General features: G+C 63.2%; 23 protein-coding genes, 1 tRNA gene and 2 pseudogenes. 16 read left to right on the top strand and 10 right to left on the bottom strand.

What is annotated here, in order from left to right; translation table 11 throughout:
* Positions 1-98 precede the first annotated feature (98 nt).
* Both IVB54_RS15865 and IVB54_RS15870 read right to left on the bottom strand, forming a co-directional pair.
* Entirely contained in the window at positions 99-1,130 is a 1,032-nt protein-coding gene (locus IVB54_RS15865; RefSeq protein WP_247443689.1) for an LLM class flavin-dependent oxidoreductase, read from the bottom strand.
* Positions 1,131-1,287: 157 nt separating this feature from the next.
* Positions 1,288-2,214 carry a LysR family transcriptional regulator gene (locus IVB54_RS15870; RefSeq protein WP_247443687.1) on the bottom strand — a complete coding sequence of 309 codons (927 nt, stop codon included), beginning with the start codon at positions 2,212-2,214 and terminating at the stop codon, positions 1,288-1,290.
* Between the two features lie 111 nt (positions 2,215-2,325).
* Here IVB54_RS15870 and IVB54_RS15875 point away from each other — a divergent pair, with 111 nt between their 5' ends.
* Genes IVB54_RS15875 through IVB54_RS15885 form a run of 3 tightly spaced genes read left to right on the top strand, consistent with a single transcriptional unit; the run spans position 2,326 to position 5,449 of the window.
* The gene (locus tag IVB54_RS15875; RefSeq protein ID WP_018458110.1) at positions 2,326-3,684 is read left to right on the top strand and encodes an MFS transporter; all 1,359 of its coding nucleotides are present in this window, start codon (positions 2,326-2,328) and stop codon (positions 3,682-3,684) included.
* Complete coding sequence (locus IVB54_RS15880; RefSeq protein WP_247777354.1) at positions 3,681-4,178, top strand: GAF domain-containing protein; 498 nt, start codon at positions 3,681-3,683, stop codon at positions 4,176-4,178. Before IVB54_RS15875 ends, IVB54_RS15880 begins: the two co-directional genes overlap by 4 nt.
* Positions 4,179-4,195: 17 nt before the next feature.
* Positions 4,196-5,449, top strand: coding sequence for an amidohydrolase family protein (locus IVB54_RS15885; protein ID WP_247335740.1), 1,254 nt, complete (start codon positions 4,196-4,198; stop codon positions 5,447-5,449).
* A gap of 2 nt (positions 5,450-5,451) precedes the next feature.
* On the opposite strand, the gene IVB54_RS15890 is transcribed toward IVB54_RS15885, so the two are convergent.
* Together IVB54_RS15890 and IVB54_RS15895 are read right to left on the bottom strand one after the other, a co-directional pair.
* Complete coding sequence (locus tag IVB54_RS15890) at positions 5,452-6,432, bottom strand: NADPH:quinone oxidoreductase family protein (RefSeq protein WP_247362241.1); 981 nt, start codon at positions 6,430-6,432, stop codon at positions 5,452-5,454.
* Positions 6,433-6,488: 56 nt separating this feature from the next.
* Positions 6,489-8,546 carry an ATP-dependent helicase gene (locus IVB54_RS15895; RefSeq protein WP_247362244.1) on the bottom strand — a complete coding sequence of 686 codons (2,058 nt, stop codon included), beginning with the start codon at positions 8,544-8,546 and terminating at the stop codon, positions 6,489-6,491.
* 127 nt (positions 8,547-8,673) lie between these two features.
* Here IVB54_RS15895 and IVB54_RS15900 point away from each other — a divergent pair, with 127 nt between their 5' ends.
* On the top strand, positions 8,674-9,264 hold the full coding sequence (locus IVB54_RS15900) for a TMEM175 family protein (RefSeq protein WP_247299708.1): 591 nt from the start codon (positions 8,674-8,676) through the stop codon (positions 9,262-9,264).
* Positions 9,265-9,273: 9 nt separating this feature from the next.
* Here IVB54_RS15900 and IVB54_RS15905 read toward each other — a convergent pair whose 3' ends face one another.
* Positions 9,274-9,660 carry a YciI family protein gene (locus IVB54_RS15905; protein WP_247362247.1) on the bottom strand — a complete coding sequence of 129 codons (387 nt, stop codon included), beginning with the start codon at positions 9,658-9,660 and terminating at the stop codon, positions 9,274-9,276.
* Positions 9,661-9,856: 196 nt separating this feature from the next.
* On the opposite strand from IVB54_RS15905, the gene IVB54_RS15910 reads away from it, so the two are divergent.
* Together IVB54_RS15910 and IVB54_RS15915 are read left to right on the top strand one after the other, a co-directional pair.
* Positions 9,857-10,036, top strand: coding sequence for a hypothetical protein (locus tag IVB54_RS15910; protein ID WP_247362250.1), 180 nt, complete (start codon positions 9,857-9,859; stop codon positions 10,034-10,036).
* 29 nt (positions 10,037-10,065) lie between these two features.
* On the top strand, positions 10,066-10,269 hold the full coding sequence (locus IVB54_RS15915; protein WP_026233505.1) for a hypothetical protein: 204 nt from the start codon (positions 10,066-10,068) through the stop codon (positions 10,267-10,269).
* 7 nt (positions 10,270-10,276) lie between these two features.
* Here IVB54_RS15915 and IVB54_RS15920 read toward each other — a convergent pair whose 3' ends face one another.
* The gene (locus IVB54_RS15920) at positions 10,277-10,990 is read right to left on the bottom strand and encodes a transporter substrate-binding domain-containing protein (protein ID WP_026233506.1); all 714 of its coding nucleotides are present in this window, start codon (positions 10,988-10,990) and stop codon (positions 10,277-10,279) included.
* A 361-nt stretch (positions 10,991-11,351) separates the two neighbouring features.
* Between IVB54_RS15920 and IVB54_RS15925 the strand changes: the two genes are divergently transcribed.
* Positions 11,352-13,763 carry an ATP-binding protein gene (locus IVB54_RS15925; RefSeq protein WP_247777356.1) on the top strand — a complete coding sequence of 804 codons (2,412 nt, stop codon included), beginning with the start codon at positions 11,352-11,354 and terminating at the stop codon, positions 13,761-13,763.
* Positions 13,764-14,115: 352 nt separating this feature from the next.
* Positions 14,116-14,189, top strand: a tRNA-Gly gene (locus IVB54_RS15930).
* Between the two features lie 6 nt (positions 14,190-14,195).
* On the opposite strand, the gene IVB54_RS15935 is transcribed toward IVB54_RS15930, so the two are convergent.
* Positions 14,196-14,381 carry a hypothetical protein gene (locus tag IVB54_RS15935; protein WP_247777357.1) on the bottom strand — a complete coding sequence of 62 codons (186 nt, stop codon included), beginning with the start codon at positions 14,379-14,381 and terminating at the stop codon, positions 14,196-14,198.
* An 813-nt stretch (positions 14,382-15,194) separates the two neighbouring features.
* Positions 15,195-15,569 (bottom strand): hypothetical protein, encoded by a 375-nt coding sequence (locus IVB54_RS15940; protein ID WP_247481753.1) that lies wholly within the window; start codon positions 15,567-15,569, stop codon positions 15,195-15,197.
* A gap of 931 nt (positions 15,570-16,500) precedes the next feature.
* Here IVB54_RS15940 and IVB54_RS15945 point away from each other — a divergent pair.
* From IVB54_RS15945 to IVB54_RS15955, 3 genes are all read left to right on the top strand, one after another.
* Entirely contained in the window at positions 16,501-16,887 is a 387-nt protein-coding gene (locus tag IVB54_RS15945; protein WP_247364649.1) for a hypothetical protein, read from the top strand.
* Between the two features lie 448 nt (positions 16,888-17,335).
* Positions 17,336-17,611: a hypothetical protein gene (locus tag IVB54_RS15950; RefSeq protein WP_247362258.1), complete on the top strand. Its 276-nt coding sequence runs from the start codon at positions 17,336-17,338 to the stop codon at positions 17,609-17,611.
* 173 nt (positions 17,612-17,784) lie between these two features.
* Entirely contained in the window at positions 17,785-18,540 is a 756-nt protein-coding gene (locus IVB54_RS15955; protein ID WP_247364656.1) for an outer membrane beta-barrel protein, read from the top strand.
* Positions 18,541-18,610: 70 nt separating this feature from the next.
* Here the strand turns inward: IVB54_RS15955 and IVB54_RS15960 are convergent, their stop codons facing one another.
* Positions 18,611-18,823 carry a hypothetical protein gene (locus tag IVB54_RS15960; protein WP_247777513.1) on the bottom strand — a complete coding sequence of 71 codons (213 nt, stop codon included), beginning with the start codon at positions 18,821-18,823 and terminating at the stop codon, positions 18,611-18,613.
* An 89-nt stretch (positions 18,824-18,912) separates the two neighbouring features.
* Here IVB54_RS15960 and IVB54_RS15965 point away from each other — a divergent pair.
* The 4 genes and pseudogenes from IVB54_RS15965 to IVB54_RS15980 form a co-directional block, all read left to right on the top strand.
* Positions 18,913-19,399, top strand: a pseudogene (locus IVB54_RS15965) (metal-dependent phosphohydrolase); the annotation flags it as partial.
* Between the two features lie 65 nt (positions 19,400-19,464).
* On the top strand, positions 19,465-20,580 hold the full coding sequence (locus IVB54_RS15970) for an AI-2E family transporter (protein ID WP_247362260.1): 1,116 nt from the start codon (positions 19,465-19,467) through the stop codon (positions 20,578-20,580).
* 151 nt (positions 20,581-20,731) lie between these two features.
* Positions 20,732-21,226 (top strand): annotated as a pseudogene (locus tag IVB54_RS15975) (acetate kinase); the annotation flags it as partial.
* Between the two features lie 262 nt (positions 21,227-21,488).
* A complete protein-coding gene (locus tag IVB54_RS15980) occupies positions 21,489-21,977 on the top strand; it encodes a potassium channel family protein (protein ID WP_247362262.1) in 489 nt (162 codons plus the stop codon).
* On the opposite strand, the gene IVB54_RS15985 is transcribed toward IVB54_RS15980, so the two are convergent.
* On the bottom strand, positions 21,925-22,611 hold the full coding sequence (locus tag IVB54_RS15985; protein ID WP_247362263.1) for a helix-turn-helix domain-containing protein: 687 nt from the start codon (positions 22,609-22,611) through the stop codon (positions 21,925-21,927). The genes IVB54_RS15980 and IVB54_RS15985 overlap by 53 nt on opposite strands.
* 373 nt (positions 22,612-22,984) lie before the next feature.
* Here IVB54_RS15985 and IVB54_RS15990 point away from each other — a divergent pair, with 373 nt between their 5' ends.
* Positions 22,985-23,608, top strand: coding sequence for a response regulator (locus tag IVB54_RS15990; protein WP_247364663.1), 624 nt, complete (start codon positions 22,985-22,987; stop codon positions 23,606-23,608).
* Positions 23,609-23,806: the final 198 nt, after the last annotated feature.

Below are 23,806 nucleotides of genomic sequence, written 5' to 3' on the forward strand. Positions count from 1 at the left end.
GGGCTGCGCGTGGCGCTGCCAAGTGATGCCTGAAGAACGGAGCGTGGTGTCCGGCGAAGCCCGTAGGGCGAAGACGGACTGAAGCGGATCCGATCGCCTTACCCCATCATCTCCCGCACCATCGGCACTACCTTCCGCCCATAGAGCTCGATGCTCTTCATCAGCTTGCCATGCGGCAGCGGGCCCGCCGAATACTTCAGCTGAAACCGCGAAATGCCGAGTGCCTTTGCCGTCTTGGCGATCTTGCGCGCGACCGTCTCGGGCGAGCCGACATAGAGCGAGCCGTGCTCGGCCTCGTTCACGAACTCGTCGCGGCCCATCGGCGGCCAGCCGCGTTCCTTGCCGATGCGGTCGCGCATCGCCTTGTAGTCGGGCCACAGCTCCTCGCGCGCCTGTTCGTCGGTTTCGGCGACATAGCCTGGCGAGTGCACGCCGATCGGCTGTGCCGGGCGGCCGAACTCCCTGAACGCGCGATGATAGAGCTCGACGAAGGGCGCGAAGCGCGCGGGATCGCCGCCGATGATCGCGAGCATCAAGGGCAAGTCGTAATGCGCCGCGCGCACCACCGATTGCGGACTGCCGCCGACGCCGATCCAGGTCTTGAGCGTGCCGTTCTCGACCGGGGGATAGACCAGCTGCCCGTTCAGCGGCGGACGCAGCTTGCCTTCCCAGGTCACCGGCTTCTGCGACAGCAGTGCCGCGAACAGATCGAGCTTCTCCTCGAACAGCGCCTCGTAAGCCCGCAGGTCGAAACCGAACAGTGGAAAGGACTCGGTGAACGAGCCGCGGCCGAGGATCACCTCGGCGCGCCCGTTCGAGAGCGCGTCCAGCGTGGCAAAGCGCTGGAAGACGCGGATCGGATCGTCCGAGCTCAGCACCGTCACGGCAGAGCCGAGATGGATCCGCCTGGTCCGCGACGCGATGGCGGCCAGCACGGTCTCGGGCGAGGAGATCGCGAAGTCGGCGCGGTGATGCTCGCCAAGGCCGATGAAATCGAGGCCGAGCTCGTCAGCGAGCACCGCCTCGTCGACGACGTTGCGGATCACCTGTGCGTGCGGAAGCATCGCGCCGGAGGCGTCCCTGGTGACGTCGCCAAAGGTGTCCAGTCCGAATTCGAGCGTTGCGGTCATTGATGAGGTCTCTGCGGGCGCGGCTTTCGCGCCTGTCACTGGGGAGGGGATTGCTTTGGTTGGAGCTAAGCAGCAGGGACTGGCGCGCAATGCTGCTTCGAGAAACCCATTGTTTCCCTTTTTTCATGGTGTCCGGGGGGGCGCACCGCCCGCGGCTTCAGTCGGACCTGGCGAACATCTCGACCAGGGTCTCGCGCAGCCAGCGCTGCGCCGGTACGGTGTCGTTGCGCTGGTGCCAGAACAGGCTGACGATGCGCGGCGGCGCCTTGAGCGGAAGCGGCATGGCGTGCAGGAACGGCGCGTGCCGGGATTGCGAGCGCAGATCGCTCGGCAGCACGGCGATCAGGCCGGACTGGCGCACGATTTCGTAGGCGGCGCTATAGTGATTGACGGTCGCGACCACGTTGCGCGACAGCCCGCGCGAGGCGAGGAAGAGGTCGTAGGACGGCAAGGTCTTGCCGGCGAGGCTCACATCGACATGCCCCGCGTTGAGGAAGCTGCGCGTGCTCAGCCGCTTCATCGCGGCGAGCGGATGGCTGCGCCGCATGAAGCAGGCGTAGTCGACGGTCCACAGCGAGCGCGAGCGGATGGCGGCCGGCTGCTGCGCCTCGTTGACATAGACGCTGAGGACGCAATCAACGCGATTGTCCTCGAGCTGGTCGGCGATCTCCAAAATGGTGTTGGGAACGGTGTGGATTCGCGCCTTGGGCGCGACCTTGCCGAAATGGTTCAGCAGGTTTGGCATCACCAGCGAGGCGACGTAATCCGACATCGACAGGCTGAACTCGGTCTGAGCACGGTGCGGATCGAACACCTGCTCGTCGAGCGCGCCGCGGACGGTTTCGAGCGCTTCGCCGATCGGCTCCCACAGCACCACGGCGCGCTGGGTCGGACGGATGCCGGTGCCGGACCTGACGAACAGGGCATCGCCGAGCGCGTCCCGCAGGCGTGCGAGCGCGTTGCTGACGGCCGGTTGCGTCATTAGAAGCGCGTTGGCGGCGCGCGTGACGCTGCCCTCGGTCATCAGGGCCTCGAACACTTTCAGCAGGTTGAGGTCGAGCGAGCGAAACGACAGAACATTCACCCCAGTGATGTACTAGATCATGATTATAAATTATGACGATAATATCTCCTTGTCTATGGTTCCCCCCGGGAATGAGCGGAGTGCCGGGCCGCCAGACAGAGGGGGACTTTCATGTCGATGATCTCGGCGCGGATCGAGCGCCTTCCATTCGCACGCTTCCACAAGCATCTGCTGCTGATGGGCGGGCTCGGCTACATGTTCGACGCGATGGACGCAGCCGTGCTGGCGTTCATCCTGCCGGTGCTGCGCACGACCTGGAATCTGTCGAGCGTCCAGATCGGCGTGCTCGGCAGCAGCACCTATATCGGCTTCCTGTTCGGCGCGCTGCTGGCGGGCACGCTGGGTGACCTGATCGGCCGTCGCGCGGTGATGATGTCGGCGCTGGCACTCTATTGCGTCGCATCCATCGTCAGCGCTGCGGTGAACGACTGGTCGTCCTTCTTCGCCGCGCGCGTCGTCGCGGGCATGGGCACCGGCGCGGAGAGCGCGATCATTGCGCCCTATCTGGCGGAATTCGTCGCACGGCGTTACCGCGGCAGCTTTACCGGCGCGCTGGCCGGATTCTTCTCCTTCGGTTTCGTCGCGGCGGCCTTGCTCGGCTATTTCATCGTGCCCGCCTCTGAGAACGGCTGGCGCATCGTTCTGGTGATCACCGCGGTGCCGGTCGTCATGCTGCTGTGGTGGCGCAGGGCGCTGCCGGAATCGCCGCGCTGGCTGGAAAGCCGGGGCCGGGAGAAGGAAGCCGCAGCCGTGCTGGACAGGATCGAGGCCGGATTTGCGAGCCAAGGCCATGTCCTGCCGCAACCGGTCGTCGAAATCACGGCGCCTGCCGTGACTGGTGGGACGCTGCTTGCCAATTTCGCCGCGCTCCTCGCCGGCCGCCAGGCGCGCATCACCATCATGACCTGGATCATGTGGCTTACGATCACGTTCAGCTACTATTCCTTCTTCGTCTGGATCCCCGGCCTTCTGGTCCAGAACGGCATGAGCATCACCAAGAGCTTCGCCTATTCGATCGCGATCTATTGCGCGCAAATTCCCGGCTATTTCAGCGCTGCGTACTTCAACGAGCGCATCGGCCGGCAGGCGACGATTGCCTCCTACATGGTGCTCGGCGGCGCCAGCGCGCTTGGACTTGCATTCGCGCAGAGCGATCAGCACATCATGGTCGCCGGAATCTTGCTGTCCTTCTTCATGAACGGCACCTATGCGGGGGTCTATGCCTATACCGCCGAGGTATTTCCGACGGCCGTCAGAACCACCGGCGCCGGGCTCGCCTCCGCGATCGGCCGCATCGGTGCGATCGTCTCGCCGATCCTGGTCGGCTATCTCTATCCCAATTTCGGCTTCGCCGGCGTGTTCGGCCTCACCACGAGCGTGCTGCTGTTAGGCGCGCTCACCGTGGTGCTGATGGGCGTGCCGACACGCGGCCGTTCGCTGGAAGAGATCGCGGCAGGCGAAGTCGCATGAGGGATACGAAACACCGATCCGATCCGCTGCTCTGCGCGGTGGCGGCCGCGCAGGGCAGGGCGGATCAGCCGGATGCCCTGTACTCGGCGCTGGACGGCGCCCTGAAGTCGGCGATCGGGCACAAGCTGTTCACGATCCTGACCTATGACGACGACACGAGGGAAGCCGCGCGGGTGTATTCCAATCTGCCCGGACCTTACCCCGCGGGCGGCCGCAAGCACCTGGCGCCGGGGCCGTGGACCGAGGCCGTGCTCGACCGCGGCGAGGCCTATATCGGCCGCACCCGGGACGATCTGCGCGAGGTGTTCTCCGATCACGAGCTGATCGCTTCGCTCGGCTGCGAAAGCGTGCTCAACATGCCCGTGCGCTGGCGCGGGCGCACACTCGGCTCGCTCAATCTGCTCCATGAGGCAGGCTGGTACGTCGAGGACGATAGCGCCGCGTGTCTTCCATTCGCCCAGCTCGCCTTGCCCGCGCTGCTCATCCAGTCCTGATAAGACAGGAAGTCGTCATGTCCCGTGTGCTCTTCAAGAACGCCGCTCTGCTCGATCCGCTTCAGCCGGACCTCCTGGAGGGACATCACGTGCTGGTCGAGGACGGTCTGATCAAGGAGGTCTCCGATCGGCCGCTCCAAGTGGAAACCGACCGCACCGTCGATCTGAAGGGCAAGACGCTGATGCCCGGCCTGATCGACCTGCATGTGCATGCGATCGCCGTCGAACTCAATCTGGCGCAGCAGGTGCACATGCCGAACGTGCTGGTGACGCTGCGCTCAACGCTGCTGCTGCGCGGCATGCTGCGGCGGGGCTTCACCACCGTGCGCGACGCCGGCGGCGCCGGCCATGCGCTGAAGCAGGCGATCGAGACCGGTCTCACCGACGGTCCGCGGCTGTTCGTCTCGGGACGTGCGCTCAGCCAGACCGGCGGCCACGGCGACATGCGGGCCCGCTCGGATTATCTTGCCAGCGACGCACCGTGCCCCTGCTGCGTGCGTGTCGGCGCGCTGGCGCGCGTTGCCGATGGTGTCGACGGCGTGCGCAGGGCGGCGCGCGAGGAACTGCAGATGGGCGCCGACCAGATCAAGATCATGGCCTCCGGCGGCGTTGCTTCACCGACCGATCCGGTCGGCGCCTTCGGCTACTCCGAGGACGAGATCCGCGCCATCGTCGAAGAGGCGCGCGGGCGTCAGACCTATGTGCTCGCCCACGCTTACACCGCTGCCGCGATCGAACGCGCGGTGCGCTGCGGCGTGCGCACCATCGAGCACGGCAATTTGGTCGATGCTCCGACCGCGCAGCTGATGGCCGAGAAGGGCGCCTATGTGGTGCCGACGCTCGTCACCTACGAGGCGCTGGCTAACGAGGGTGCCCAATATGGCCTGCCGCCCGAAAGCGTTGCCAAGATCGCCGATGTCCGCGACGCGGGCCTGCGTTCGCTCACGATCTACCGCGACGCCGGCGTGAAGATGGGGTTCGGCAGCGACCTGCTCGGACCGTCGCAGCGTCTGCAGAGCGACGAGTTCCGCATCCGTGCCGAGATTCTCGGTCCCCGCGCCGTCATCGCCAGCGCGACATTGGTCGGCGCCGAGGTGCTCGGCATGGAGGGCAAGCTCGGCCGCATCATGCCCGAAGCCATTGCGGACCTGCTCGTGGTCGATGGCAATCCGCTCCGCGACGTGGCCTGCCTGCTCGGCCAGGGCGAGCACATCCCGATGGTGATGAAGGCAGGCAAGGTCCAGTTCGACCGGCTGGGGGCGCGTAGCTAATCCTATTTCGAGATGCGCACGACCATCTTGCCAAGCGCCCCGCGCGTCTGCATCGTCCTGAACGCTTCCCGGAAGTCATCCAGCGCGAAGATGCGACCGACCACAGGCTTCAGCTGGCCCTCGACCAACCAGGCCGTCAGCTCCGACATCAGGCGCTTCTGCACCTCGGGCTCGCGGATTGGAAGCTGCGCGAGGTCGACGCCGAGCAGGGCGCCGCCCTTCAGCAGTGGCAGGTTGAATGGCAATGCCGGGATCGCGCCGGCGGCAAAACCGACCACGAGATGACGGCCGCGCCAGGCGATGGAGCGAAAGGCCTGTACCGAGACTTCGCCGCCGACGGGGTCGAAGATCACGTCTGCGCCGCGTCCTGAGGTCAATTCCTTCAGCGTGTCGCGCCAGTTGGTCTGCGTGTAGTCCACCACAGCGTCGGCGCCGTGCTGTCGCGCGAACGCGCGCTTGTCTGGTGTCGATGCCGCTGCGATCACACGGGCGCCGAGCAGCCTGCCAATCTGGACGGCCGCGATTCCCGTGCCGCCCGCTGCGCCCAGCACCAGAAGCTGTTCGCCTGCGCCGAGCGACGCGCGCGCACTCAGCGCATAGAGGGCGGTCAGGTAATTGGCACGAAACGAAGCGGCGACCTCCGCCGCGACGCTGTCCGGCAGGGGATAGAGCGCTTCGGGGGGGACGACGATCTCTTCGGCAAGCGCGCCCGAGCGCGTCATCCCCATTACGCGCATCCCGGGTTGATAGCCGCCCGGTGCGCCGGGGGCTTCGTCCACGATGCCTGCGAATTCGGTTCCGGGAATGAAGGGCAGGGGATCCTTGGTCTGATAGCGCCCCTCCATCTTCAAACCGTCAACAAATCCGATTCCTGCAGCCTCTACCCGGACACGCAGCTGTCCGGGCCCGATGCGTGGAGACGGAACGTCCTTCAGGGCGATTTGATCGATCGGCGCGTATTGCTCGACGACGACGGCTTTCATGTCGGACCTCTGTTGTCCAGTTATGCTGACAGGTCTCGACACCAGCCTCTTGTGTCTTACCGCCACATTCCGCGCATCCGCGCCCTGATGTCGACCTTCGGCCCTTGCGCCGCCGTGCGGGCCGCGCTTGCCCCAGCCTTCGGCCAGGCGGTGCGCTCGAACAGATAGACCAGCGGCTCCGGGATGAAGCGGGTGCGCGAGGCGTAGACGTGGCGGTCGCCCTTGGCTTGCTGGCCGTGGGTGAAGAAGCGCTGCGGCACCACGAGGTGCAGGTCGTCCTTGGCGCGCGTCATCGCGACATAGAGCAGGCGGCGTTCCTCCTCAAGCTCGGCGCTGGTGCCGGCGCCGAGATCCGACGGCATGCAGCCGTCGACGACATTGAGCACGAATACCGATTTCCACTCCTGGCCCTTGGCGGAGTGGATGGTGGAGAGGATCAGATAGTCCTCGTCGCGCAAGGGCGGCCCGGATTTGTCGCTGGCAGCATCCGGCGGGTCGAGCGTGAGCTCGGTCAGGAATTTCTCGCGCGAGGCATAGCCACTCGCGATCTGCTCGAGCTGCATCAGGTCGGCGCGGCGCGTCTCCGAATCCTCGTGGAGGCGATCGAGATGCGGTTCGTACCAGAGCCGCACGCGTTCGAGATCGGCCGGCCATTCCGAATAGCGCAGATTTTCGATGGTGCGGACGAAGTCGGTCCAGTCCGCGCCGGTGCGCGGCGGCACCGGGAGCTGGCCGAGCGCGGCGAGCGGATCGGAGCTCTCCGCCATTTGATCGAGCACGCGCTGCGCCGTCGCGGGTCCGATGCCCGGCAACAGATGCAGGATGCGAAAGCCGGCGACGCGGTCGCGCGGATTTTCGGTGAAGCGCAGCAGCGCCAGCACGTCCTTGACATGCGCGGCATCGAGAAATTTCAGCCCGCCGAACTTGACGAACGGGATGTTGCGGCGGGTCAGCTCGATCTCCAGCGGGCCCGAATGCGAGGAGGTCCGGAACAGCACTGCCTGGTGCTTCAGGAGCGCGCCTTGCTCGCGGTTGGCCAGCACTTCCTCGACGATGTAACGGGCCTGGTCGGTCTCATCGTGCACGGTGACGAGCTGCGGCTTTTGCGCGGAGCTGCGGTCGGTCCAGAGGTTTTTTGTGAAGCGCTCGCGCGCCAGACCGATGACGCCGTTCGCCGCCGCCAGCACGGGTTGCGTCGAGCGGTAATTGCGGTCGAGCGTGATCATCTCGGCGCGGGGCGAGAAGCTCTGCGGAAAATCCAGAATGTTGCGGACCGTGGCGGCGCGGAACGAATAGATCGACTGCGCGTCGTCACCGACGACGGTGAGGCCGCGTCCGTCCGGCTTCAGCGCCAGCAGGACCGAGGATTGCAGGCGGTTGGTGTCCTGATATTCGTCGACCAAGACGTGATCGAAGCGGCCGCCGATTTCTTCCGCGATCAGCGCATCGCTCATCATCTGCGACCAGTAGAGCAGCAGGTCGTCGTAATCCAGCACGTGCTGGGCCTGCTTGGCCTCGACATAGGCCGCGAACAGGCCCTTCAGCTCGGCCGCCCAGCCTGCGCACCAGGGATAGTGCGCCCCCAACACCTTCTCAATCTCCATCTCGGCATTGACGCAGCGCGAGTAGATCGACAGGCAGGTGCCTTTGGCGGGAAAGCGGCTCTCCGTCTTCGACAATCCGCGCTCGTGCCGGACCAGATTCATCAGGTCGGCGGAATCCTCGCGGTCGTGGATGGTGAAGGCAGGATCGACGCCGATCCGCTCGGCATATTCGCGCAGCAACCGTGCGCCAATGCCGTGGAACGTGCCGGCCCAGCTGAGCGCGTCGCGCATGATCGCGGCATTGTTCTCGCCGAGCACTTTTCGGGCGATGCGCTCGACCCGGCCGGCCATCTCGGCCGCGGCGCGGCGGGAAAACGTCATGAGGAGGATGCGGCGCGGATCGCTGCCCGCGACGATCAGATGCGCCACGCGGTGGGCCAGCGTGTTGGTCTTGCCGGAGCCCGCACCGGCGATGACGAGCAGCGGCGCGCCCACGGTCGCACCATCGGCCACGCCATGCTCCACGGCGCGGCGTTGCTCCGCATTGAGCGTGTCCAGATATGTCGCCACGAATCGCCCCGGTGAAACAGCCAGAGTCGGCGATCCCGCTGCGAATCGCAATGCGTCTGGACGGGACCGATGTTAAGACCTAGGGACAAGACGGCCCAAGGTTCCATTCCGAAAAGCGCCACCCGGCATGACCGAGCTCAAATCCGACCAGTTCGAGATGCGACGGCTGGAATCGCTCAGCAACACCATCTTTGGCGTCGCCATGACGCTGCTCGCCTACGATCTGCCTAGGGCCGCGGTCTTCACCAGCGCGCCGGACTGGAACGATCTCGCCCGGGTCTATTCCGGCAAGCTCGCGGGTCTTGCGCTCAGCTTCATCATCGCCGGCGTGTTCTGGATCAGCCATCACCGGCGGCTGGCGCGCCAGCCCGTCGGCAGCCGCGGCGCGGTGATCCTCAATTTGTTCTTCCTGCTGTCGATCGTGCTGCTGCCGGTGACCAACGGCCTCTACACCAACTACGCCACGAGCAGTGCGGTCGCCGTGCTCTACGGCCTGCACCTGACTGCAATCGCCGGCCTCAATGCCTGGCTGTGGTGGAGGATCTTGGGCGGCTGGCGCCAGGAGATCATGGCCTCGTTGTTTCCGCTGCTGGTGTTCATCCCGGGCACGGTCGTTGCGGCGTTCGCGCCGCAAGTCGCGCCGTTCGTGTGGTTCATCGCCTTCGGCGGGCTGCTGATCCAGCGCTTCTATGTCGGGCCCACCGGGACGGACAATTAAGCCTGCCCTTCATTCGCCGGAGGGCGTCGCGCCGAACCCGTCGGCCGGCACGTAAAGCTTGACCGGGCGGATTTCGTAGACCGCTGAGGGATTGACCTGGCGCAGCGTTCGCGCCGCCGCGATCGCCTCCTCTTCCGTGTCGTACTCGGCGAGGTGGAAGCCCAGAAGCTGCTCCTTGGTCTCGGCAAATGGGCCGTCCAGCACGACCCCCGCGCCGGGGCCGCGCAAGGTGCGGGCCTTTCGGGTCTCATCCAGGCGGGCGGCCGGGCCAAAATGCCCGCTTGCCCGGAGGGGAGCCTGAACCTCGATGACCTTTGCCACGACCGCGGCGTCCTTCTCGGGCGTCCAGGACAAGATCTCGTCTTCCACGTGATAGGCCAGGATGGCGTAAAGCATCGTCACCTCGTTGATTTTCGCTGCGCGCGTCCAAAGGACGTATCACCACCGTCGCAGCCGACAATGGGGCTGCGGAAAATATTGCGTCGCGGGTGCGGCGACGAAACCTTCCCGAAACCCGATTGCGGCCGAAAGGTGTGAACGCCGCGCGAAATCGGCGCGACTGATTGCCACCAAGAGCACTTCGGAGGCGGCCATGTCGACCATCAAGATCATCTGCGACGCGCGTCGGACGGGAAAGTCGGAGCTTGCGGATCTGCACGACCAGAGCGGCCACCATCGCTATTACGACAGCTCGGCCGAGAGCGGCGGCGAGCGCATCGTTGAAAGCCGGCGCGGCAAGCGCCCGCGCGCAATGAACGTTTGCGGCTTCTAAGCCCAATGCTTGCGAAACAGCCTGCGACCATGAACGTCGTGCAGATATCGATCGCCGCGATGCCGTTCCTGCTCTCGCTCGCGAGCAGGTCCGGCAAGGCGATGGCGCCAAGCCTGCTGGCGGGCATCTTCACCGTGCTTCTCGGCAGCGAGCCGCCGCGGGCGGCCATGGCCTGGTGCGTCGGGCTGTTGATCGCGGCGGTTGCGGTGCGGGAGCGGACTCGCACGACCTGACCGCGTGTCACATCCCGCTCAGCACCTGCTTGATCAGGGTTTCCCGCAACCGGGCGATTTCGCCGCTCGCCTCCATCTGCTCGATCATCCTTCCGACCTTCGGCACGAGATCGCGATGCCGTTCATGCAGATGGTGGTAGATGCTGATGCGCTCGAGGGGTGGTGAGAGCGGATGGATCCTGGCCTGGAGATTGAGCTTCCTCACCGCAGCCAACCCGCTGAAGAGGTCGGTGACCATCACGTCGATGCGGTCGGCGTCGAGCATCTTGACCATGTTGTCGAGGCTTGTCGTCGCCGTGACCCGGGTCATGCCGCGCGTACCGGCTTCCGACGAGCCGACGCCGCGTACGATGCCGATGCTGTAGTCCCTAATTGAATTCCAGCCGGCGACGTCGAACTGCAGTTTCGTGGTGAAGACAGTAGGCTCGATGTAATTGATCGCAGGTGTCACCTGGATCAGCGTCGGATAGTCGCGAGAGAGCGTTCCGATCCGCTGGACCTCGCCGTCGACCTCGCCGGTGCTCGACAGCGCGAGCGCGCGCTTGCCGGGCACATCCTCGAATTCGAGCTTGATGTTCAGCCGGGCATAGACCGCGCGGAGCATCTCGCCGCCGACATATTGATCGGGGATATCGGCGATGCGCGCCAGCCTGATGACCTCTTGCGCCTGCGACGGGCCTGCCGCGAGCAGCAACAGGCAGACCACGACTATCCGCCTCATGACGCATCTCCCTGGCCATGCCTCTTGGGCGTGCCCTGCTACCATCGGATTCCGGTGCCGCGATCTACCGGAGATGGCGGCTGCGCCGGTCCGCAACGTTGAGAGCGCGTTCCCGCTGTATGGCGGCTCCGGACTTTCACCGATGTCATTCTAGCACGCGAGGTGGTAGTTTGCCTGGGAAGCCTGCTGCTGGGCGCAAGATATGACCCCGTCGAGCTCAAGCCGCCCAAGGGCCAACAGGATCATCGGCCGACAAGATCGCCACGTGTATCGCGTGCTGAGGCAGCGCCTCAACCGTTCACCTGCTCGCGGCTGCGATCGGTAAGCTGAGCAGGTGCCGCCATTTTCGAGGACATGGTGCATGGGCGACGCAGGTGACGATGATATCAAGCGTGGCCGCGCCATTGCGCCGGCGGCTTCGAAGCAGGATTTGACCGGCATCGGCGCCCCGTTCGCGCCTCCGATGTTCGCGGCGCTCCTGTCGCGGATCTTCAACTGGTCGCGCAGCGGCGTCGGGCCTCGGCTGCTTGCCGCCGTGCTGCTGTTCTCATCGGTCGTGACGCTGACCCTGACCGCGCTCCAGCTCTATCTGGATTACAATCGTGAGGTCGGACTGATTGAGACGCGGCTCGACGAGATCGGCCGCAGCACTACGGGCAGCCTCGGAGAGAGCCTGTGGAATCTCGACCAGAACCAGCTCAAGCTCCAGCTCGATGGCATTCTGCGGCTGCCCGACATCCGTGCGGCGGAGGTCCGCGAGATCGCCGATCGGCCCAATCCGATCCGCGTGGAAGTCGGCGAGCGAAACACTCGTTCGATCATGACCCGGGAGTTTCCGCTGAGCACGATGGTGCAGGGGACCTCGCGTGCCATCGGCACGCTCCGGGTCGAGGCGACGCTGACCGACGTCTATCAGCAATTGTTGAACAGGGCCCTCGTCATTCTGGCAAGCCAGGCGGCAAAGACGTTCCTCGTCTCGTTGTTCATCATCTACATGTTTCATCTGCTGGTGACCCGGCATCTCGTCGCGATCGCCGAGTACGTCGGCAAGTACAGCCTCGGCCGGCCGCCGCCGCCGCTGCGCCTGGAGCGCCGGCCGCCTGACGAGGCCGACGAGCTGGACAAGGTGGTCGTTGCTTTCAACGCCATGTGCGCCAACCTCGAACATGCCTATGGCGAGCTGCGCGCGGCCAATGGGAATCTCGAGCGCGACCTGAAGATCCGGCGGCATGCCGAGGAGAACGCCCGCGCGAGCGAACAGCGCTTCCGTGACTATGCCGAGACCGCATCCGACTGGTTCTGGGAGACCGGTCCGGATCACGTGTTCACCTATATTTCAGATCGGGCCGGTGCTTTCGGCATGGACCCCAAGGCGCTGATCGGCAGGCGCCGTTCAGACGCCGCCTTCGACCACGATGCCGAGCCGCAGAAATGGCGCAGTCACTGGGCCACGCTGGATCGCCACGAGCCGTTCCGGAAGTTCGAGTATCGCGGCCGCGATGCGGCTGGCCGCGCGCACCATTTCAGCGTTAACGGCCAGCCGGTGTTCAGCGGCGATGGACGCTTCATGGGGTATCGCGGTTCGGCTACTGATCTGACCGAGCAGCACGAGACGGAGGAGCGGCTTCGCCAGTCGCAGAAGATGGATGCGATCGGTCAGCTCACCGGTGGCGTCGCGCATGACTTCAACAACGTGCTCACTGTCATCACCGGCACCATCGAGATCATCCGGGAGGGGCTGGCGGACAAGCCCGACCTCGCCGCGATCGCCCAGCTCATTGACGATGCGGCGGCGCGAGGCGCGGAGATCACCTCGCAGCTCTTGACCTTTGCGCGTAGGCAGCCGCTGGAGCCGCGCGAGATCGACGTCAACGGCCTCGTGCTCGAGACGGCGAAGCTGTTGAAGCCGATCCTGGGCGGAAACATCGAGATCGTGACCCGCCTCGCGGACGACGCCTGGCCGGCGATGGCCGATCCGTCGCAGCTGTCGTCGGCGATCATCAATCTCGCCGTCAATGCGCGGGATGCGATGCCTGGCGGCGGCACGCTGACGCTCGAGACCGCGAACCGCGAATTCGATGGCGCGGATGGTGCTGGTGACGGCGATGCCACGCGCGGCGCCTTCATCATGGTTGCGGTGGCCGACACGGGCCATGGCATCCCCGCCGACATCCGCGACCGCGTGTTCGAGCCGTTCTTTACCACCAAAGGGGTCGGTCGCGGCACCGGGCTCGGCCTCAGCATGGTCTACGGCTTCGCCAAGCAGAGCGGCGGCAGCGTTGCGATCGAGAGTGAGGAAGGCCGCGGCACCGTGATTCGGCTGTTTCTGCCGCGATCTGCGGGCGGAGCGCAGGCCAGGACCGGCTCGCTCCAGGCGCCCGCGGCGGCACGCGGGCACGAGGCGATTCTCGTCGTCGAGGACGATCCGCTGGTGCAGGGCTATGTCATCGCCCAGCTCGGCAGCCTCGGCTATCGCATCCTCGCAGCCGGCGACGGCGCAACCGCGCTTGCGCTGGTGCAGCAGGGCGCCCAATTCGATCTGCTGTTCACCGACATCATCATGCCCGGCGGCATGAACGGGCAGGAATTGGCCGAGGCCGTGTGGCGCCTCCGCCCGGGGATGAGGGTGCTCTATACGTCCGGCTATACCGACAACGCCCTCGACCACGAGGGTCAGCTCGGTCCCGGCGTTGCGCTGCTGAGGAAGCCGTACCGGAAGGCGGACCTGTCGTTGAGGATCCGCGAGGTCCTCGCCGGCGAGCCGCCCGCCTGAGCAGCCGGCGCGCGATGCCAACGAAAAAGGCGCGGCGGGGAAGGCCCCCGTCGCGCCCGATTTCTTGCTCGCTGGTCCAGGGCTGAGAGCGCCCCGATGCCAAGCCTCTATTAAAGGCTTAGCGGGCGATCCCAGCGAGGTGACAGCGCTTGGTAAAAGACACTGGATCACCTCCTTTCGTTGGTTGCGGAAGATTTCAATATAGGCGGCAATTCCGGCGTTGTTAAGGGGAGGCGGGTCGGGAGGAACCAGCGGCTGTTCGTAGGGCCGGGCAGACGCTGGAAGCCGTCTCTTAGGCAGTTGATCTTGGGCAGTTGAGACCGCCGCCCGGCCGTGTTAGGGAGCCCCTGTCGCGGGTGTAGCTCAATGGTAGAGCAGCAGCCTTCCAAGCTGAATACGAGGGTTCGATTCCCTTCACCCGCTCCAATTATTTCAATAACTTAGCGCGTTAAGGCCTTTCCATTCTGACAAGCCGCGCATTCTCATTCTGACAAACGTTCCTTTCGCTTGTTTTGCACGGCGCTTGATGCGTTTCATTTGCGCATCTTGCTTTGCCTGATCGTCGTCGTGCAGATAGTGCGCCATAGCTGCCGTCGACGACCACTGACCCTTCTTCATTAGCTGCGTTTCCGTTAGCCCGGATGTGCTTGCTTCGGTCGTGCCGCCGTGGCGGCCGAAAGAGGTAAAAGTTAGCTCGGGCCGTAAACCTGCAGCCAAGATAATTTTCTTCGTGATGCGTTGGACTTGAGTCAGCGTCTCGCCCTTGCCAAACTAGGGTAGACTGCTCCCATCACGTCGCAACATCAGACCTCCTGTCGGACGCAGCTCCTTGATCGCACCGAGCTCTGCCATTAGCAGCGGGTAACATGCCTTCCCCTTGGCTTCTTTGAAGAGCTTTCGAAGAGCTGATCGACGAAAGCGGTGTCAATACTTGCGACCCGGCGCGTCCCCAGTCGTCGGCCATCTTGCAAGATGTACTCACCGATCATTTTGATGCCAGTCTCATGAACCCGGCACTGACCGGGGCTCAAAGGCTGAAGTCGCTTAGCTGTCTTCTGGGGACCACGTTTGACGGTAGAGATGAAACATCCAATCTACCGTGCCGATGACCACGCCAATGCCAATCGCATTTTGCGTCCTCGCCGCCCATGCGCCAGCTATCTGAAGCTCGACCTGAACAGCACATCCTGCAAGAACTCATCCTGCAGGATGCGGTGTACATACTGCCAGCAAGAGATGTTAGCGGCAGACGTAGCTGCCGTTAACCAGAACGCGGACACACGCGGTGCCCACCGTAGGTCATGGTATCCTCCCCCTAGGCGTCGATCTCCTGAGCGCAGATTGGCGCGAGAGGCGGCGGCTCAATGAGCGCCGCCCATCGCGCCATCATCAAGCTCTATTGGCACACATACATGATGCCATCACCGCCCTTCACCAACGAGCCTGGGACGCATCCGGTGCCGTTGCGCGCCGCATAGTCGGCCAGCCGCTATAGCCGTAGCTCCACGGCCCGCCGAAGTAATAAGCTCGCACCGCGTACCAGGGCAAACCGTCATTCGTGTAGTAGTGACCGCGATAATAAGGAGTGACGTACAATCGGGCGGCCGCTTGGGCGTTGTCGAGTCGCAGCGAGATCCCGCTTCGGTCGGTCAAGCCAATGAACAGCGCCGTGCCGCATACGAGCGCGGCGACGGCAATCTTCCTTGCGCTTATCTTCATGGACGTTCTCAAAAAATGAACTTCAACGCCACAACACCAACGCCACAACAGGGCGGCGATTTGCGTTAGATCAAGGGAATCAAACAAATCGAATCTGCTTCTCCTTCGAATTCGCAGGATCAGTTCGGATCAAATAATGCGAATCTGGAGGATAGCACTCCAGCCCGACAAGTGCGGCCCACCATCGGAAAGCTCGCTGTCACGGTGGCAGCGCCGGCTCTCTCTGCACTGGAGCCAAGTATGCAATTGTGCGAGTGCTTTTCGCCAGAATGCTTCAGGCAGTCGGGGACGAGCTCGGAGACGGCATCGCGGTTCGGGATCTGCTCTTCATCAGCTCTGCCGATCGGTTCGTAGGATCCTGTTGCGCAGCGACCAATTTGCTGAACGCAAAGAAGAATCTGGCGACGACACCCTCGTCCGATCCGCGCTCATCACGAAGCGCCTCTGCCGCCATAAGCGACCAGCTTCTTGCCTCAGCCATCCAGACGGTGCGGTTTGCCGCATCCTCGCTTGCGAGCTGCCGACAAAGTGCTGCGCGCGAACTCAGCTCGAATTGACTCATCATCGTCCCTCCCTGCCAGAAGCTCGATGTACGCGGTGAGAACTCTGCGTTGCGTGCCACGTCTCTGCAATTGACCTTCCGGTCATTGTACCAAGGGGCATGTCACAGCCACTGACCAAGCCGCGCGATACTACGCCAGGCGGTGTTGCGAAAATTCAGTTTGTTGATCTGGCTCAAGCGACGCCGCATTCGAACGCGGTGAACATTAGCCTGCTGCAGCGTGCGTGCGCTTACCAGTGAAGCGCCACCGATGCATCAGCAAGTGCTTCACCAGGGGCGCGCCGCGGCGGAAGCAACGGCGGCTCGATTTAGGCAGCCATGCCCATGCAGGTCGCATTTCTTCGCCAATCCTGCCGCCGTGGCCCGTTGCTTGCCAGACGAAGGTCTGCGGCGGCAATGGCGCCGACAATGCCCATCTCGCGATATCTGGTCTATGTCGGCGGTGCGTTGCTCGCGATGCTCTTCGTTGTGGACGCCCTGGTGCAGGATCGGCCTGCCATCCACGGTGGAGCTGCGCGCTCCGCGACCATCCGCATCCATTCCGATTGGAAATTGCCCGAGCGGGTCGTTCTCGACACTAGCCTGCCGACGATCGTCGCAACCGACATCGCCAAGGTCGAGCCTGGTGCCCTGCCGGGCGCCGACCTCTCACAGAGGCGCGCTCGCGAGGCCTTCGCTCAGCTAGGAGCAGCCGATGCCGAACGACCGCCGGCGCGTCCGTCGACAAAAGCTGATGTGAAGCCGCAGCGTCAAAACAAAAGTGCGCGGAGGCACATCGAAAAAAATATCCGCCTCGTCGCGCGGCCGCCGCAGTACGGCTGGTTTGGCAACCAGGTTTGGTGAGCGTCTCCGATCGTCGCATCTTCGGCGTGGGGCGCCTGCCATCGATACTATCAACGAGTGCACGTCGAGGGATTGCCCAATCAAATGTCCTTCAAGATCGGGAGTAACTGACATGAGTGAAACGTCAAGGTTTGAACGGTTAGATCGTCGCGGGGCTCTTTCATTGCCCGGATGGGCCGCTGTACTCGGATTGGCGGCACCCGGCACGGTGCTGTTAGGAACAGAAGCGCCGGCGCAGACGATCGGCATGGAGCGACGCCAGGAGAGGCGGGGAGCCCGCCACGAGCGACGTCAGGAACGGCGCACGGGCCGGACTGAACGCCGCCAGGAAAGGCGTTCAGGGCGCACGGAGCGCCGTGAAGAGCGGCGCAACTAGGACGTCAACATGCTCTCACCGATCATCGCTCGCCGGCAGAAGTCTGCTTGATCGCGATCCGGAAGCTGGCGCATGCCGCAGACCTGCTACGTCACATTCGAGGTGCACAAGCGTGGGACCTTGCCGAAGCGGCGAAGTCCACGGGAGACACGCACATTCGAGAGCGAAGCCGAGGCGCGGGCTTTCGCGCGAGAGAAATTCAATGAGGGATTGATCGTGTTTGCAGGCACGCTCAATCCCTTTTTGCCACGACGGCTGATTCCCTCGAGCGACATTCCGTCCTGGATAGAGCAAGACCGAGGCGGCGAGGTTGGCGGCCACGATGACAAGCGCGAACCGGAGAAATAGGCAGCATGTCTTGGTGCTTCATGCCGATGTCACGTTCGAAATGTCTTGAGTGTTGCCATTATGGCACGTGGAGTTTGTGCCCTCGCCCGTAGAGTTTCAGCTGGAAGTTGGGGGATGATCGCAGGGCAACAAGCCACCGTTCGAGCAATCAAAAAGCGGCCGGCAAGGAGAGCATGATGAAAAGACTTCTGCTGACAACCATTGGCGTGGTGACGCTGGCCATGGGACCCGCCATGGCTGCCGATATGGCCGTGAAGGCGCCGCCCCCGGCACCGATCATTCCGATCTACAATTGGACGGGGCTCTACATCGGCGGCAATGGTGGCTGGGCGCAGAACCACAGCTGCGTCGATTTCCTTGACGCGGCCGGCGTCGCCGTCGCTTCCGGCTGCCGCGATCGTTCCGGTGGTGTTATCGGTGGCCAGCTTGGTTATCGCTGGCAGGCCAGCCAGTGGGTGTTTGGTCTGGAAGCTCAGGGCGATTGGGCGGATCTCAGCAATCAGCGCGTCAGCCTGTTCGATCCAACGCTCTCCACGCGCGCCAAAACCAGCGCTATCGGCCTCTTCACCGGCCAGATCGGCTACGCCTGGAATGCGTCACTGCTCTACGTGAAAGGCGGCGCTGCGGTGACAGACAATCGCCTCAGCGTACTTGATACTGCGACCGGCGCCGAGCTCGCGGCGCAAAGCGCAACCCGCTGGGGTGGTGTCATCGGTGTCGGATTCGAGTATGGCTTCACGCCGAACTGGTCGGTGGGTCTCGAATACGACCATCTGTTCATGGGGCACCGGAATAATTCGTTTACGGTCGCTGATCCGCGACTTGCTGCTTTCGTGAACGATCGGATCACCCAGGACGTGGATATGCTCACCGTGCGCTTCAACTACCGGTTTGGCTGGGGCAGCAATCCGGTCGTCGCGAGGTACTGAACTTTCCTGGTCTGATGTCTTCAGGAGGCCGGCAGCGACGCCGGCCCTCATTTTTGCGCTTTGGCGCGTCCTATCCTCGGCGCCTGCCAACGCGATCGACCGGACCGCCGCGATTGGTCGGTGTGCCGGGCCGCACTGCTTCTCGTGCGCCAGCGCGCGCGACAGGACGCACCCCCAGGAGGACGCCCGGTCTTGCAACGCAATGCGCGGGATAGTCCACGTATTGGCAGTATGCGACGGCGTTGGCGCTCCCAGAACTCGTGAAGACGAACCCGACCGTCATCAATGCAACTGCTAATGCGATGGATGGCTTCATTTTTGGCCTCCTGTTTTTGGAGCCGTAGTGGAAGCCTGCGCGTTGCGGACGTTACCGGCAAAACGGTTCGTCTGCCGCGAGAATCGTCCGATGCGGCTCTCGCGCCATAGAATGTCGATCGCTCAAAACTGTTCGTGCTGGAGCGGTTGGATTCCGTCGAGCGGCCGGGTTGCTCGGGCGATCGAATACACTCGGTTTCCTTACACGATGTCTTCCAATGATAGCCTGATCGAGGAGGAAGGATTGCTGTTGCGGGCCGCCGATCTCATCGGTCAGCTCGGCGATCCCAACTACCTGAAGAAGTCCAACGCGCTGTTCTACGAATTCGAGGAGATCGGCCTCAACAGGACCTTGGGCTACGCGACGCCAGCGGACATCGTTTACAAATATCCGCCATTCTATTGGAGTAACGTAGCTCCCCAGATCCAGCCGGCGATACGTCATCTCAACGTGACGTCCCGAGGCCGGCAATGGATAGCGAGTCTCTACGGCAACATATTTCGGGCCGAGCGCGAGCTGACTCTGTCTGGACCTCAGCCCTAGAAGAGGCTCGACGCTTGATCTGGATCAAGCGTGCGGCGTGAGAGCAGGGGCTAGTTCGCCTCAGCATGCGCGGCATGGCTGAAGGCGCGTCCGTGAAAACACTCCGTCAGATATTCTCCGGAGACGAGATCATCCAGCTTCTGATCCGACTCGGATTGCTGGGGCTGCTGCTCGTCTGGGCGCTCCTCCTGGTCCGTCCATTCATCCCCATTTTGGCCTGGAGTGTCGTGCTTGCTGCTGCGCTGAACCCGGCGTTTCGGCGCCTCAGCGACATTCTCGGCGGACGGCCGAAGCTTGCGGCGACGATCCTCACGCTCGTGAACCTGGCTGTGGTGATCGGACCGGCGACCTGGCTGGGCATGGGCGCGGTCGACGGGATCACCGATCTTGCCGCCCAGGTGACGGCCGGTGAATTGCATGTGCCTTCGCCGCCGCAGTCGCTCAAAGAGTGGCCAGTCATCGGGCCTCAGCTCTTCGATCTCTGGGATCAGGCGACGACCAACCTCCGGTCGCTCTTGCGCGCGGTCGTGCCCTATTTGAAGCCATTCGCGTCCACCTTGCTTGGGTTTGCCGGCAATGCTGGTGTGGGAACGGTCAAGTTTCTGCTGTCGGTGGCGGTGGCCGGCGTGCTGTTTCCGTATGGACCTCAGCTCGTGGCCGCAGGGCGCAGCTTTCTGTCCCGCATCGTGCCGGACCAAAGCGAGCATTTTCTGGACCTGGCAGGAGCCACGATCCGTGCGGTGGCTCAAGGCGTGATCGGCGTTGCCATCATCCAAGCCTTGCTGGCGGGAATAGGTTTCAAGCTCGCCGGCATCGCCAGCGCGGGCCTTCTTGCTTTCGTGGTGCTGTTGCTGTCGATCGTGCAGATCGGCGGGACCATCGTCATCCTGCCGGTCATCATCTGGATATGGACCGACAAGGAATTCCCGATCGCGCTCCTACTGACGGTGTTTCTCGTGATCGTGTCGGTGCTCGACAATATCCTGAAGCCGCTCGTCATGGGGCGCGGCCTGACCACGCCAGCGCTGGTCATCCTGATCGGGGTGATCGGCGGAACTCTCTTCCACGGAATCATCGGCCTCTTCATCGGACCGATCATTCTGTCTGTCGTCTGGGAGTTGACAGTCGCCTGGATCCGCGCTGAACGGGCTGCGCCCGCACAGCTGGCAATCGAGCGTTGACCTCGATGAGCTCGATGGAAGCTCTCGGGTGAAGATACGACGACCGGTCGGAGATGGTGGTGGATATGCCTGGCTCGCCCGCTGACGTTGCTCGGACCATCAGAGTCGATGCGGGGCGTCGGCATGCTGCAAAATTTGCGGTGTGAGTGCCATGGACACCATCCTTGTCATCAATGCCGGCTCCTCTGATCTCCGATTCCAGATCTACTCTGTCGAAGGAGAAGGCAGGCTACGGCAACGGCTCAAGGGGCAGATGGACGGCATCGGGCGCTGTCCGCGCTTGCGGGCGAGCAAGGCTGGCGGTGGTCCGCTCGCCAATCGCGCTTATCCAGTCGAAACAGTGCCGGATGTTGCGGCTGCGATGGACATCACCAGCACCTGGTTGCGGGACGAGCTTCATATAAATCCGATTGCAGTCGGGCACCGCGTCCTTCACGGCGGTCCAGAGCATGACCGCCCCGTCTTAATCGATCATGAAGTCATGGCCCGCCTGGAGCGGTTGACCAGGTCCGCACTTTTTGATCTGCCGCACAACTTGGCGCCAATCCGTTCCATTCTGGCGAATTTCCCGGCAATCCCGCAGGTCGCCTGCTTTGATGCCGCATTTCCCCGAACGCATGCCGCAGTCGCCGACCATTCTGCGGTTTCTCCGGCGAGCCGCATTCCGGTCCATGTCATCCCCTCCGACGAGGATCTTATGATCGCCAGGCACACGCTGGCACTGCTGATGAAGGGTAGCCCGAGAGCGCCAAGCTGAGCGTCATGACCGGGCTCCTTGGTGGCCGGGGTGCGGGCAATGAGCGTACACGCCCGCGCCACGTTGATCTGCATCAAACGCCCGCATCATACCGCGGGCCGGATGGCAGCGCTGACCAACCAAACCCCGGCAGCGTCGGAGGGAGCTCGCGATGGCTGTCCAATTTCTGCTCGGCACTTTCATTAGCGTGATCAACATCATGATTCACGCGCTGGTGACCGTTGCAGCGATCGACATCGCCCGCAGCGCGGGATTGAAGCATACAATGCGGCCCCGATCTCACATGATGGCGGTGATGGTCACGATAGCTGTCATTTTGATGGTTGCACACACGGTCGAGGTTCTTGTCTGGGCGCTGGCTTACGCTCTGGTTGGTGCCGCGCCCGAGGGGAGCGAGTTGCTGTATTTCACCTTCGTGAACTACACCACGCTGGGCTACGGCGATGTCACGCCAGTGCAGGGATGGCGGCTGACGGGGCCGATGACTGCCATGAACGGCATTCTGATGTTCGGCTGGTCGACCGCAGTCCTGTTCGAGGTGTTACGCAAGACCCTTGAACATCTCTCGGCAATCGCGGCGCCCGGCTTCAATTCTGGAGATCATCAAGAGCTGCGAGCTGATGCCGGTCCAGGAGCATGATCTGCCGCTGGGTGTTGCCGATGAAGCCGAGGATGCCGAGGTCGTGAAGGCGGGACAGGGCGCGGGACACGGTCTCCAGGGTCAATCCGAGGTAGTCCGCGATGTCGCGCCGGGACATTGGCAGGGCCAGAATTCCTGCGGCCGTTAGCCGCGTATCCATCTCGAGCAGGAAGGCCGCCACCCGCTCCAGCGAGGTCTTGCGGCCGAGCAGCAGCATGTGATCTTCCGCATGCTGAAGGTTGTTGGTGGTCATGCTGAGCAGGTTTCGGGCAACCATGGCATCGCCTTCTGCGACGAGTTCGAGGCTCTGCCGTTTAACCAGGCGTACGGTCGTGTCGACGATCGCTTCCGTTGTGAATCTATGCTCGCTGCCGTTTTCGAGCCCGAAGATGTCGCCAACCAGGTGGAAGGCGCCGATCTGGCGACGCCCGTCTGACAGGAGCTTGTAGCTTCGCACGGCGCCTGATTTGACCTGATAGACGTATTCGGCCGGCTCTTTCTCGCCGTAGATTTCGGTGCCCTTTTTATAGGTAAATTCGTTTAAACTGATGATCGGATTTGAACTGGTATTCAGGCCAAGCTCGCGGAGTGAATGATGCCGCGAGGAAGCGTCGGCAGCGTTGCGAACCAGCATGGTCAACTCCCGAACTGGTGCTGACGCGATAATCGCGAGCAGCTTATTTCCGTCACCGGGAATACGGAGCCGCCGATAAATCACCCTTCCCGCAAAGGTTGTTTAAGCCAAAAGCAGGCTTTGCAGCCATTGTCTGTAGGTGCATTGTACCAAAGTACAGGGACGGCGATGGTGCGCTGGATGAGAAACCTGTCAGAACATCTGTCGGATTGCGCGGCGTAGGCTTACGTCGCGCATTCCGCCCGAAGTCGTGCCACTGCGGGCGGGCTGCTTTCATTGATGTTGACCGCGGGCTGCGAGGCGTCTTGAATTGCTTCTAAGGCTTGCGCGAGCGGTGGTGTTCTGCTTGCAAGAACAGGTCGGGAGGAAAACATTGCCTGGCTTCGTCTATGTGGTCGACGACGACCCATCGTTTCGCACCGCCATCCAGCGTCGGCTCAAGCTTGCCGGCTATGAGGTTGTGACCTACGCGTCGGCGCAACAATTGCTCGAGGATCCCCCGGGCTCCGAACATCCGGGCTGCATCCTGCTCGACGTGCAGATTCCGGGCCTGAGCGGCCCTGAGTTGCAAGCGTGCCTCGCCCAACGACCTTCGCCGTTGCCGATCGTGTTCCTGACAGGGCATGCTGATACCGCAACGACTGTTCGCGCGATCAAGGCCGGCGCGGAAGACTTTCTGACCAAACCAGTATCTTCGGAACAGTTGATCGACGCGATCGAGCGCGCACTGGTTCGACAAGAGGTGGTGCGCGGCCAACAGGGCAAGCTGGATTCGTTTCGTGCTCGTTTGACGTCTCTGACGCGACGCGAGCGACAGGTCTTCGACCTCATCGTGCGCGGGAAGATCAATAAGCAAATCGCTTACGAGCTTGGAACCACCGAGCGCACCGTAAAGGCGCATCGGCACCAGGTGATGACAAAGATGCAGGTGCCGTCCTTGGCCGAGCTGGTCTCCGTCGCCGAGCGGCTCGGACTTCTGAGCTCGCAGCCGGCGTGAACCGTCGGACTGTTTGCGGTAGGTGACGTCAATCGCGCGATCAGACCTGTACGATAGGACAATACGAAATATTGTTGACAGATTCTGGCAACGACTGCCTAGTTGGCCGTTGGATTTGCGCAGGAACATTTGCGGCGCCTCGTCGTTGTGAGGGGGGTGCAGAGTGTTCGATGAGAAAGCTCACCCATTGTTTGCACG

Origin of the sequence: Bradyrhizobium sp. CW1, from assembly GCF_023100665.1 — a bacterium.
Lineage (GTDB): Bacteria > Pseudomonadota > Alphaproteobacteria > Rhizobiales > Xanthobacteraceae > Bradyrhizobium > Bradyrhizobium canariense_D.